Origin of the sequence: Paenibacillus sp. ov031, from assembly GCF_900143165.1 — a bacterium.
Classification (GTDB): Bacteria; Bacillota; Bacilli; order Paenibacillales; family Paenibacillaceae; genus Paenibacillus; species Paenibacillus marchantiae.
On record NZ_FRDO01000002.1, the window covers coordinates 13087 to 26710 of the forward strand.

The following is a 13624-nucleotide window of genomic DNA, read 5'->3' on the forward strand; positions in this document are numbered from 1 at the left end:
TCCGCTCCTTCTGGTGGAGAAATAATTATATATTAGATAAATCGAATACTAATTTGGCTAGACTTCATTATACCATCAACAGCTCCCGGATATCCTGCTCGGATAAGGTAGTCGATCCTCGATCTCCGGGTTCAATGACTTCGGCAATCAAATCCTTTTTGCGCTGCTGCAGCTCCAAAATCTTCTCCTCAATCGTACCTTCCGTAACGAGGCGGATAACCTGTACGACTTGTTTCTGCCCCATACGATGGGCACGTCCGATGGCCTGTTCTTCCACGGCGGGATTCCACCAAAGGTCATATAAAATAACAGTATCTGCACCTGTTAAGTTCAATCCGGTACCGCCAGCCTTCAAGGAGATCAGGAACAGCTCAGCTTCACCCTCGTTGAATCTGCGACACATCTCTACCCGACTCTGTGCAGGTGTCTGACCATCCAGGTAGAACAAATCTCTCCCCTGTGCAGCGAGCGTCTGTCGAATCAGATTCAGCATGCTAGCGAACTGGGAGAAGATGAGAATGCGTTTCCCAGCAGCGAGACAATCCTGGACCGTCTCCAGCAGCTGCTCCATTTTCCCGGAATCCCCTTGATAACCCTCCACAAAGAGAGCGGGATGACAGCACAACTGGCGCAGGCGTGTAATACCAGCCAGTATTTTAATCCGGTTCTTCTGAAAACCGTTCTCTTCCATATCCTTGGATGTCTCATCCTGAAGCTGAGACAGGTACGCGGCATACAGTTTCTTCTGTTCGTCCTTCAGCTCGGAGCGCTGAACGGTTTCAATACGATCCGGCAATTCCTCCAGCACATCTTTCTTCAGACGGCGAAGAATAAACGGACGGACCATCCGGGCAATGCGTTCAGGAGGCAGATCTCGGAATCTGCGATAGCTTGGAAATAGGCCCGGGAAAACCGCTTCAAAGATCGACCATAGCTCATCCAATGAGTTCTCCACGGGTGTTCCTGTAAGAGCGAAGCGACGTGGTGCCTCAATCTGTTTAACCGCTTGGGCTGTCTGGGAAGAAGAGTTCTTGATAGACTGGGCTTCATCCAAAATAAGCGTATGAAACGTTCTCCCGAGATATGTGTCCAGATCGCGGCGCAATAGCGGGTAGGACGTCACAATAACATCTGCGTCATCCATACCTTCGAGCATACTGGCTCGTTCGTCTTTCTGCCCAGCTGCAATCAGAACTCGCAAATGCGGCGCAAATCGGGCAAATTCATTGGCCCAGTTGTACGTTAACGAAGCTGGTGCAACGACGAGTACCGGGGGATGAGTAGATTGTTGGTCCAACAGTTCGGCCTGTACTTCATCTGGGATGTTATTCCCGAAAGTTCCCTCATCGACAGTGTAATCAACATCACCTGGATTGCTTATGTGCTGTTTCGGCTTTTCTTTCAGTTCTGCCGCGATATAGGCAATACTTTGCAGCGTTTTACCAAGTCCCATATCATCTGCCAGGATACCGCCAAATCGGTAAAATGCGAGTGTACGCAGCCACTGATATCCACTGGCCTGATAATCACGCAACACGGGAGCAAGCGCATCCGGTAATGCAAAATCCATCCGCTCGGGATCACGAAGATCATCCAGGAAACGTTTCAGAGAACCTCCCCACTTCACATGGCCCGAAACCTCGTCTCGGCCAGGAAGCTGCAAGGCCCGAACTGCCGGCATCCGTATATGACTGCCATTGATATCGCCCGACGCCAGTCCAAGGGAATCCGCCATGTGTGCAAAGCTGTCCGCTCCGTCATTTTCGAGAGAGACAAACACACCGCTGCGCAAGCGGAAATACGGTTTCTTTTCCACAATGCTGCGCATAATTTCCTGAAGCTCCAGCTCATCTACACCTTCCATCTCGAATGAGATCTCCAGCCAATCCAAGCCTTTGCCCAGATCTGCCCGAACTTTCGGCGGTGTCGGATAGGATTGCACCATTGCCTTCACCGCATTCGGGATATAGACATCTACCTGCTTCTCAAGCTCCGGCAGCAAATGATACATCACATCGTATACCGCATCTTCTCTTTCACTTGCCCATACACTGCCATCCCGTTTCAGGAAAGAGCGATCTAGTCGGTCGATTAGGTTACGCTCCGCATGACGGTCACGTACCAAAATCACCTTTTTCTCTTCCTCATCGATCAAATATTCGGCCAGCGGATTAATCACCATTACACCGTAATCAAACTCCAGACGCGCAGTAATCCGTTCCCGGTAGAAATCAATATACAACTTTGGCGCGAGCTCCGGCTCTGCGATTCGTTCTCTCACCTGGGAGTCGATCGACAGATGTCCAAGTGTACGCAATTCCGGCACTACATGCTGCACGAATTCATCCACCTGCTGAGCAGAAATATCGATACTTTCCTTGATTCCATAAGAAGTGAGCGCTCTGCTCAAATCCTCCAGACTTCGCATCTGCATCGGCTCCAACATATGCAATTGCCCTTCCACCACGGCAGCATCATAGGCTGGAAGAAGAATTAACTCACGCAATCCGGAGATCTCAAGCTGATATCCTTCATTAGTCCCCTGCGCAATACGATAAAATAATGGCAGTGCCCCTTCACCCAAAGTGAGCGGACCATTGGCTAACCCTGTTCCCTCCATCCGGCTATCTGCCTGCAGCAGCAAATCCAATAGAGGCTTCCAGACCAGAGGAGCAATCAATATATCTCTTCCGTCTGAAGCACCCAAGTAACCCGAGATGGATTCACGGTATGCTTCCTCACTCTGCCTCATCCGAATAAGCATAGACAGGATCGCCTGATCCTGGGGCTTAAAATAATGCTTTGAAGGGTCGTAGAAAAATAGCTTGGTAAACGACATCGGCTCACCATTCTCAATGCAGTTCAGGAATTGCTTCACTTTCTGAACGACATACAGGCGTTTATTTCCTACCTTCAGTTCAAGCGCGAGTTTGGCTCCACCTTTGTGAACTTGAACAAGCTTGCATATAAATTGGAGCTGCAGCTCCTCCCGCAATGAAGACCGGGTTACAGGCGCAGTGTATTTACGATCATTTGATTGCAGGGGGCTGCGTTCTTTAGCAAACATGGAAAGAATCTGATCTGCTGTGCGGTAGGAAGGTTTATCTGCTGATCTACCCCATCCAGGAGCCGAGCTTGGTCGACCCGCTTGAGCGAAATGTACGGACGGACGATCCATATCCGAATGGTCATCAAGCTTGGATTCGGAAGACAATGGCTCGGCTGCAAAGGCCTGAGCAGATGAAGTTGAATGAGATCCCACATTCATTACTGAGTCGGTATTTGAAATGGAGTTTGGACGCTCCCACTCATTCTCCTCCACCAGCGTTCCTACTCTGGAACTGGAGCCACGATCAGGTTTGGACACCAGCTTCGAGGATGTTTGAGAGCCCGTGTCACGCTGTTCTCCCCATTCATGAATCGCCAGCAAAACGGCAGCCACGTGTTTGCAATAGTCATAATATCTCCCATCGCCCGGACAACTGCATCCGGCAACAACCTCACCTGCATCATCCAGATCAACCGTTACTTTGTATCGTTCTGTACCTCGAACCACAGCTTCGTAATGACGTTCATCCTGACTGGCAACCAGATTGGTCACCCTCCCAGATTGGTTATACGCTTCTCCCCGTTTGAAAGCCGTGACCCCGCACAGCAATTTGATATCCATCATCGTGAATGGCGCCACGGTTCTTCGCCTCCTATATTTCTCTGACAAACAAGATACCACATACGAATTTAGTATAGGTGTAGTTCAAGTCTCTTTTATAGAAAAAACCCCAAGAGCTCCGTAAAGCAGAGATTGGGGTTGCAGTATACTTCATGCCTGTTGCTGTTTGTTCCGGTTTCGATCTATTATTTCACCAGTTGACCACGCGTTACGCCAAGCTGGTTTGTTGCTTTCAGCGTTTTCCAAACTTGTGTACCACTGATCTCGCCACGCAGAGCACGGTTATACAGATCAATAACCTCACGCACCTGCTCTGGAGTTTCCTCCAGGAATTCCACACGGTAGCGGGATACACCCAGATCCATGAAGTTGGTCAGGTATTCTGCACCGGATTGTTCCACCGCATTATACACGGTATTACGGCAACCTTCGTCCACACGTACCGGGTGAGACATGCCGATCCGGTCTTGCAAGGAAGCCCGGTGATCTTCACATGGACGTCCACAGTTCGTAAAGTCCGTTCCTTCACTCATAAACGTACAGTACACACAGTGCTCGGTATGGAACATCGGCAAATGCTGATGAATAACCACTTCGGTCTGGCTTGTACGGGAGTGACCCAGCAGATCAACCATTTGTTGGATGTTCAGGTCATAGGATGGCGTGATCCAGTCACATCCTGCTTCCAAAAACAGTTCTACCGCTTTATGGTTGGCGATGTTCAATGAGAAGTCACCGATCAGTTCCGGGTGCTTCGCATCCGGGTTCTCCATCCGATGGCGCAAGTAGAAGTATAACGCACCCGTATTACGTACGAGCACAGCATCCGGCTGCAAACGCAGGATGTTGTTGTGATATCCGTTCTCGCCAGGCATATGAATGCGTGGTGTTGCCAACGCAATCTTGCGGCCTGCGGCACGAACAGCTTCCACCGCTGCCGGGAACTGCTTGATAAACTCGAAGTCGGCGTAGATCATGCCGACACCTGCTTCCAGCGCTGCCTCCACTTGTGGCAGGCTGCGGCATAGCGCGGTCAGCTCCGCATGACCGCGAGCGACTGGCGCTGCTGGTTTAACCGCATCGCCGTAGACTTCCACCGCCCGTTTCACGTAGACGGGCGGTTTAGGGCGCTCGCCCGCGAGTTGTTCCACCGCCTGACGGCGAATGTTATTCAACTCGCGCATCGGGATGATGACGTCACCGTGCAAGTTGACGTCCAATTCTTCCAGCTGGAACACAGTGCCGCCCAGACGTCCGAATTGCTCTTCGAGCAGTTCGTGTGTCATTGGACGCTTCTGGGCAATATCCAGTTCCATCTCGGAATTAACACGGACCGTCGTGCCCTTCTGCACGTCCGTCCACCATGTGCTAAGCGGCTGCCCTGGGCTGCCGATAACTTTTACGTTTACCGGGAAGATACGATAAGGCTTCTCGATTTCAAAGCTCTGACGCAGACGTTTGTCCAGCGCTGGATCATTCGTTTTCCATACTTTGTCGCCAACTTTCACACGGCGCAGGTCCACGTCACTACGGCCTGGTACAACGTCCACGATCCAGCCTTCCTCTGCTTCGCCTTCAAGCTTCACGCCTTTGCGACGTACATCGTAGACACGCCCGCCCTCTTCCTTCTTCGTCGGATCTCCGGCATCAAATACGATTCCGTCTCCACGTTTAACGGGTGCATCTAGCTTCAGGACGACACCATCACGCAATACTTGGTCTACACGACCCAGATAGACGCCACGGCTTTTCGGGAACGTACCGTCAACCAGCTGTTTATTATTCGTTCCGTCCAGGAAACCGTGTGTGAATCCACGAGAGAAGCTCTGCTGCAATTCACGAACTTCTTCCTTACTAGGAGGAGTATTATCTCCATCAAAGTAACGGTCAATCGCTTTGCGGTATTTACTAACCACGTTGGCCACGTATTCCGGCGTTTTGAGACGTCCTTCGATTTTGAAGGAAGTTACGCCTGCTTCGATCAGTTCCGGCATCAAGTCAATTGCAGCCAGATCCTTCGGAGACAGCAGATACGCCACATCGCCCATTGGTTTATGCTCACCATCCACCATCAGGTCGTACGGCAGACGACAAGCCTGTGCACATTCCCCACGGTTGGCGGAACGTCCACCCCACATTTCAGAAGTCAGACATTGCCCGGAATAAGACACACACAACGCACCGTGAACAAATACTTCCATCGGTAACTTCGCCTGTTCTCCGATCTTCTGGATCTGCTTCAGGTTGTTCTCCCGTCCAAGCACGACACGTTCCATATCAAACGGCTTCGTAAACTCCACCGCTTCCGGTGACGTAATCGTCATTTGGGTGGAACCGTGAATCGGGAAATCCGGCGAGATCTCGCGAATCATTTTGACCAGACCCAAATCCTGTACAATCACGGCGTCCACACCTGCATCGACACAAGCGTCAATCAGTTCTTTGGCATCCGTCAATTCATTTTCAAAAATCAATATATTAAAGGTCAAAAAACCTTTTACGCCATAACTGTGCAAAAACGCCATAATCTCTGGCAGCTCGTCCATACGGAAATTGTTCGCCCGTGCCCGTGCATTAAATTTTTCGACTCCGAAGAAAATCGCATCCGCGCCGTTGGCTACCGCCGAACGCATACAGTCCCAGTCACCTGCGGGTGCCAGAAGCTCAACGTCTTCTCTTCGTATTGTTGCTGTTTTCATGTGTATCCTCCCCATAACCGGCATAGCCGGATTTCATCCCTAATACCCTGTACGCTAATCCTGTTCCTTGATTCCATACGCCTGCATTGTCACTGTATCGCTATATCTATACATTATGTCTGTATTGCCTGATTCCCAAGCCTACAGTCATTCTTATTTTTCAGAACAGCAGTCATAACTCCTGAACTAGTATAGTGTACCACTTCTGCAACGACTCTTCTACGCTTTCCTGAAAAAACCGTTTATCATTTTCATTTCCATCTCACTCAACATGCATATACTAAAAACCGGAAGGTCTCTCGACCCTCCGGCAACATACATCTATTTATTTCAGTATTTCGTATTATTTGATAAAAGTAAATGAGTTCACGGCTTTTTCCAGCGCTGCTGCCTGGACTTCCGTCTTGTTGGCGTCATTCAGCCCGCTCGTAATGGTATACGTCGTTCCGTTCTGTTCAAACACGATCTGACGTCCGGTATACGGCACACCATTGTCCACTTCATGATAGATAAAGGAAAACGCAGGCACACCCGCAAACGTCAATTCCTCACTGCTAATCAATTTGAAATTTTTACGCGTTTTGGTTGCTTCCGCATACGCCTCTCTAAGTTGACTGACAGTCATTTCAATGGATTTGTCCTCACTCGCGGCAATGGAGAATTGACCACCTGTGAAGGTATAAACCACAGGAGAATACTCAAACCGATCATTGTACGGCGTCCAGTAACGTGGAATATCTACACTGTAATGATAACGTTTGGACGTTCGTGTCACAGATTTTGTTTTATCCGTCAAATATGGGTCTTCATCCAGCTGTCCGAAATTATCAGATACGGTATCAAAATCAATCTCAACACTCTTCATGATACTCTTAAACCATTCCCGATCCTTCGTCTGCTCCTCAGGGAACGTATACTCTGCATAATAGCGATAGCCATTTTTTTGCAAAAGAACATCGAACTCCGTCTGCCATCCATCGCCAAAGTTATAACGGAACTCATTCACTTCGGCAGTCTCGCCTGATACATCCATCGTATACGAACCTATCGGCTCATAACTTTCCGGCGTGAATGTCTCACGCATCCACTTGTCCAGTTGGCCACTCCACTCTTTGACCGTCGCACCTTTCGGTGCAGATGTAACACGTAGTTGCAGATATGCACCATCCTTGGCTTCGTATATCATCTGGGTGTTGTCCATGGACCAGCCTGCTGGAATCTTCAGTTCAATGCCATAATCATCATTCCAGGTAGAGCGCATACCCTCATCCACGGTTGAAAGATCCTTAATTGTACGATCGGACTGAGCATAAGTAGGCTGGAATGAATTGAGTAGCGCTGCACGTTTGCCCAGATCCTTGTAATTCAGTGCTCCATAATCCGCGAGGTATACGTCATATTGGCGACCATCATGGATATATTGGCGCATTTCCCATAACACCCCGTCCGCATCCTTAACCACAATCCGGGCATAAGGTGTTTTCCCTTTGGCAATCGATTCCCGATCGAGCACCGTATCTCCGCTCTCTTTTGCTTCCTGAACAAGCTGCTGTAACAAATCATCCGAATCCAGACTCACATCCTGGTCACTCACGTACACTTCAAGATAATAACTGCTGTCTTCCGCGCCAAATGTCATCATGCGCTCCTGCTCACCCGTTTGCAGAATCATGAGGTCGGATGGGTAATTAATGGACCAGCCGTAATAACTGTTACCAATTCTCGTTTTGCCTTCGTCCAGATTAATGCCGCCCTCGTCCTCATCCTCCGATTCGTCCGTTTGCAATAATCGAATGACCATTTCTCCTGAACTGCTTGGAGCAAGAGTAGCACCAATCCCCGCAGCTACCGGGCGGAGTGGCACCATGAGCACGCCATTTACCATTTTTGGGGCTGCGCCCATCTCTTTTTTGAATCCATCCACCCAGGCAATCGAACTGCCAATGGTTAAGGTGACAGTATGCGGACCTTCCTTAACTTTGACCACATCATTCTTCTCCAGTCGGATCTCGCTGCCAAAAGCCTTCTTGAATACACCAACAGGAACCATCGTAACGCCTTTGAACTGATATGGTTTGGCGATTGCCTGCTTGCTGCCGTTGATATAGGCGCTCGTACTACCCGCTGTGATCCGCAGCTCACTTGTTATAAGATCGGATGCCCACGCAGGCAAAGCCGCTCCAATGCTCAGCATCCCGGCTAACATACCTGTTCTTAGCACACGTAAAAATGATTTTTTCATTCCGTTCATTCGTCCTCTCTGGATCCGGATTGCTCGCCGGGCTTTATTGATCTTCATCTACAGTGAACTGCTCATCTTCATCGTCTTGGATATCCGCTCGATCAGCAAGGACCACCGTACGAGTGACAATATCGCCGTCCGTTTGCATTAACAGTTTGACTTTCTGTCCTGGCACATACTTTTTGAGCAACTCATTGATATCCACCACAGAGGACACACGTGTGCCTGCCACACTGTATAACACATCCCCCTCTTTAATTTTGGCTTTCTTCGCTTGAGCTGACAGCACACCCGTAATCGTCAAAGGATCATCAGTAGGCAGGCCCACAATCGCTGACCAGCTCTCTTCCAGTTGCAAGCCGAGGCTTGCACGCTTGATTTTTCCGTATTCAAAGAACTGATTGATAATATATTGAACGGTATCTACTGGAATTGAAAATCCCATGCTCTCGATACCCACTGCTGAAAATTTCATAGAGTTAATACCAACAACTTCACCTTTGAGGTTGACCAGCGGTCCGCCGCTGTTGCCAGGGTTAATGGCTGTATCTGTTTGAATCAACCGATAGGTGGCCTCCACTCCCCGATTAAGACCACTGATTACGCCCACTGTCGCCGAGTTACGCAAAGAGAAGGAAATCGGTGTGCCGATGGCAATGACGGTTTCTCCAACAGTTGTTTGGGAAGCTTTGGCGAAGGTCGCCGGTTTAAGAGATTTGGCATTAATTTTGATTAGAGCGATATCGCTTAACGGGTCACTGTATGTTTTGGTGATTTTATATGTATTGCCATCAGTCGTCACGACCAACGGATTTATTAATCCATCAACCACATGGGCATTCGTCACAATCCAGCCGTTGGAGCGGATGATCACGCCAGTGCCATGAGCTAGGTTATAGCGATCCGATGTGACGCCATCCTGTAATTCAGTAGATTTGCCGATAATGCCTACAACAGAAGGAGATACTTTTTCAATTACTTTCGGGACTGCTTCACTGCCCTTATACTGAAACGTTCCAGACTTGGCGTCATATTGCCCACTTCCTCCGAGCGCTTTGACCAAATCCTTTGAACTAACATATACTTGTCCATCTACCATTTTGGCTTGCATACTTGATGAAGACTCCGCTGCCCCAGCCGTTGCTGCAACACTGATCGAGAGTACAGCAGCCATCAGTATGGCTACGCCCTTTTTCCCCAACACTCTCATTCTCTCACCTAACCCTCTCTATATATCCTCCGTTATGCAACCGAACCATATGATCCATTACTGAATCTCTTTCTCTATTATCTGCAATACCGGTATCCTCAAATTTAACATACAAATTATTCCTGTACAATCTCTTTAAGACCTAATTTCGATAGAGAAGACCGTATGATCCGAACCACTCTGCAAAACACAAAAAAACACCCTCCTTAATTCTCTGGAAAGTGTTTGTCTGTTCTTCTACTTGCTGTTTTCAAATAAGTTCAGCGGTGTCTCTACGAACCAAACCAACCGGTAATCATGGCATAGTCCGTCAAAAGGAATACCAGCAGACTAACCACTGCAAATCCGATAGCAAACAAATTCTTCTTCGGTGCGCGAACCAGTCGGACAACTCCAATGAAAATCAGGATCGTAAATAAGATGACAAAAATATCAAACGCATTAAAATTCGAAGTACTCGCCGCGGCAGCTTCTGCAAACAGCATGGATAGACAGACCTCCTCACCATAGTTGAACAGCTAAACGCATACCCTAATATCTTCCTCTATGTTATCTGTACCCTGCTTGTAATGCAAGCCCTATCATCCAGAAAAATGAAAAAAATCCAGTTTGGCAGTAGATTGATGGAATGCTTGCTCTACCACATATGTAAACACTTTCACCGATGTCATATTAAGATTGACACAACGGTAAAATATCAGAAAACCCTTCTCCTTGAAAGAAGAGGACATCAGATCATACACCGATGCCATCTACTTCATGAAAAGAAGGGTTAGATATTCACAAACAACCTGTAAACTGGAGCATTTACTCCGTCAATTGTAACGTCTTGCTTCGTTCCGTATCCCGCTCCAATACTGGCTTCAAGTACTTACCGGTATAGGAAGCTTCCACTTTAATAATATCCTCAGGCGTACCTGTCGCAACAATGGTTCCGCCACCGCTTCCACCTTCCGGACCCAGATCAACGATATAATCGGCTGTTTTGATAACATCCAGGTTATGCTCGATAACGAGTACCGATTCACCGGAATCCACCAGACGGTGCAGGACGTTCAGCAGACGATCAATATCATCGACATGAAGACCGGTCGTTGGCTCATCCAGAATATAGATCGTTTTACCCGTACTACGACGATACAGCTCGGAAGCGAGCTTCACGCGTTGTGCTTCACCACCGGACAACGTTGTTGCAGGCTGGCCCAAGTTAATGTAGCCCAACCCCACGTCGAGCAAGGTTTGCATTTTGCGATGAATTTTCGGAATGTTCTCGAAGAACTGCGTTGCATCCTCTACCGTCATTTCCAGCACATCTGCGATATTTCTATTTTTGTATTTGACTTCAAGTGTTTCGCGATTATACCGTTTGCCTTTGCAGACCTCACAAGGCACGTAGACATCCGGCAGGAAGTGCATCTCAATTTTGATAATGCCGTCCCCGCGACATGCTTCACAACGTCCACCTTTAATATTGAAACTGAACCGACCTTTTTTGTATCCGCGCACTTTGGCTTCATTGGTCTGTGCAAACAGATCACGGATGTCATCAAAGACGCCTGTATACGTAGCAGGGTTGGAGCGTGGTGTTCGTCCGATTGGTGACTGGTCAATATCAATAACTTTATCGATATGTTCCAGACCGCGAATCTCTTTGTGCTGACCTGGACGTACCCGTGCACGGTTCAAATCACGAGCAAGCGTTTTATACAAAATCTCATTAATTAGCGTCGATTTACCCGAGCCGGATACACCCGTTACTGCGGTAAATACACCCACTGGAATTTTTACATTCAGGTTTTTCAGGTTATTTTCCTTCGCTCCACGCACTTCCAGCCAGCGGTCCCCGACACTACGGCGTTCGGTACGTACCGGAATAAACTTGCGCCCACTCAAATATTGACCCGTTAGCGAGTTCTCATCATTCATGATTTCTTCCGGTGTACCCTGCGACATGATGGTACCACCGTGGATACCTGCCCCCGGACCAATATCGATAATATAATCGGCGGCCATCATCGTATCCTCATCATGTTCAACCACGATCAGTGTGTTACCGATATCCCGCATGTGAGCGAGTGTGGAGATCAGACGATCGTTATCCCGTTGATGCAGACCAATACTCGGCTCATCCAAAATATACAGCACACCCATCAGGCTGGAACCAATCTGTGTCGCCAGTCTGATCCGCTGGGCTTCACCACCGGACAACGTTCCTGCAGCACGGCTCAGGGTCAGGTAATCCAGTCCTACGTTTACTAGGAAGCCGAGACGGCTGTTGATTTCTTTTAAAATAAGTTTGGCGATTATTTCTTCTTTCTCACTCAATTGCAGCGAATCGAAGAAACGGCCAGCTTCTCCAATGGACAAACTTGTCACATACGCCATGTTGTGATCGTTAATCGTAACAGCAAGGCTTTCACGTTTCAGTCGCTGTCCTTTACATGTTCCACAAGGCTTGGCACTCATATAACCTTCAATGAATTCACGGATACCTTCGGATGCTGTCTCACGGTAACGACGCTCCAGATTATTCACAATACCTTCAAAGGTAACCAATGCTTCTTTCCGCTGTCCAAAATCATTCTCATACCGGAAACGAATTTTCTCCGTACCTGTACCCTGCAACAGCTTGTTCATTTGTTCAGCAGGCAGATCTTCTACAGGTACGTTTTGCGGGATGTTAAAGTGTTCGCATACCGATTTGAGGAACTGCGGATAATAGGTGGATGTACCACCTGTCCAGGCATCAAACGCACCCTCTTCAATTGTTTTGCTGCGATCCGGTACCAACAGGTCCGGGTCAACAATCATTTTGACACCTAATCCATCACAATCCGGGCAGGCTCCAAATGGGCTGTTGAACGAAAACATGCGCGGCGCCAGCTCTTCAATACTGAATCCGCACACCGGGCAGGCAAAGTTGGAACTGAAGCGCAGCTCTTCCTCACCCATAATATCTACCAGCAGCTGTCCACCGGACAAATTAAGTGCAGTCTCAATAGAATCGGCCAAACGTGATTGCACTTCTTCCTTAATCACGATCCGGTCAACGACGACTTCAATCGTATGCTTTTTGTTCTTCTCCAATTGAATATCTTCCGACAAATCACGCAATTCACCGTTAACCCGTACACGAACAAAGCCCTGCTTGGACACATCGGCAAATATACTTTTGTGTTCACCCTTGCGTCCCGAGACAATAGGTGCCAGAATCTGCAACCGGGTCCGCTCAGGATATTGCATTATGCGGTCAACCATTTGTTCTACGGTCTGGGAGCTAATTTCCACGCCATGATCCGGACAATGAGGATGTCCCACACGTGCAAATAACAGACGCAGGTAGTCATAGATTTCCGTAACGGTTCCGACGGTGGAACGCGGGTTACGGCTTGTCGTTTTCTGATCTATGGAGATAGCCGGGGATAATCCTTCAATGGAATCAACGTCCGGTTTCTCCATCTGCCCCAGAAACTGTCGTGCATAAGCCGATAATGATTCAACATAACGTCGCTGTCCTTCGGCATATATCGTATCAAAAGCCAGCGAGGACTTGCCTGAGCCACTCAGACCGGTCAATACAACAAAACGGTCACGCGGGATGGTGATATCAATGTTTTTGAGGTTATGCGCTCGCGCGCCTTTGATGACAATGTTCTCGCTCGCCAATGGTATTCATCCTTTCAATGTTGAAATTCCAACCTTTTTTAAAGGCTTTTCAATCCCTCCCAAACCCTCCCTTCCAAGGGAGGGCCCCAGAGGGCGCAGCCCTCTGGACACCCGAAACAGGCGGTGCAAGGTGAATG

6 protein-coding genes are annotated in these 13624 nt (G+C 48.5%); all 6 read right to left on the reverse strand.

Going from position 1 to position 13624, the window contains the following annotated elements:
- Positions 1–67 precede the first annotated feature (67 nt).
- Positions 68–3688, reverse strand: coding sequence for a DEAD/DEAH box helicase (locus BUA17_RS30600; protein ID WP_083584665.1), 3621 nt, complete (start codon positions 3686–3688; stop codon positions 68–70).
- A 167-nt stretch (positions 3689–3855) separates the two neighbouring features.
- Positions 3856–6369 carry a U32 family peptidase gene (locus tag BUA17_RS10465; protein WP_072733564.1) on the reverse strand — a complete coding sequence of 838 codons (2514 nt, stop codon included), beginning with the start codon at positions 6367–6369 and terminating at the stop codon, positions 3856–3858.
- A gap of 343 nt (positions 6370–6712) precedes the next feature.
- Entirely contained in the window at positions 6713–8611 is a 1899-nt protein-coding gene (locus BUA17_RS10470; RefSeq protein WP_244552121.1) for a stalk domain-containing protein, read from the reverse strand.
- Positions 8612–8654: 43 nt separating this feature from the next.
- Positions 8655–9821, reverse strand: coding sequence for a S1C family serine protease (locus tag BUA17_RS10475; protein ID WP_244552122.1), 1167 nt, complete (start codon positions 9819–9821; stop codon positions 8655–8657).
- A gap of 272 nt (positions 9822–10093) precedes the next feature.
- Positions 10094–10306: a hypothetical protein gene (locus BUA17_RS10480; protein WP_063567497.1), complete on the reverse strand. Its 213-nt coding sequence runs from the start codon at positions 10304–10306 to the stop codon at positions 10094–10096.
- Positions 10307–10628: 322 nt separating this feature from the next.
- Complete coding sequence (uvrA, locus tag BUA17_RS10485) at positions 10629–13487, reverse strand: excinuclease ABC subunit UvrA (protein WP_072733565.1); 2859 nt, start codon at positions 13485–13487, stop codon at positions 10629–10631.
- Positions 13488–13624: the final 137 nt, after the last annotated feature.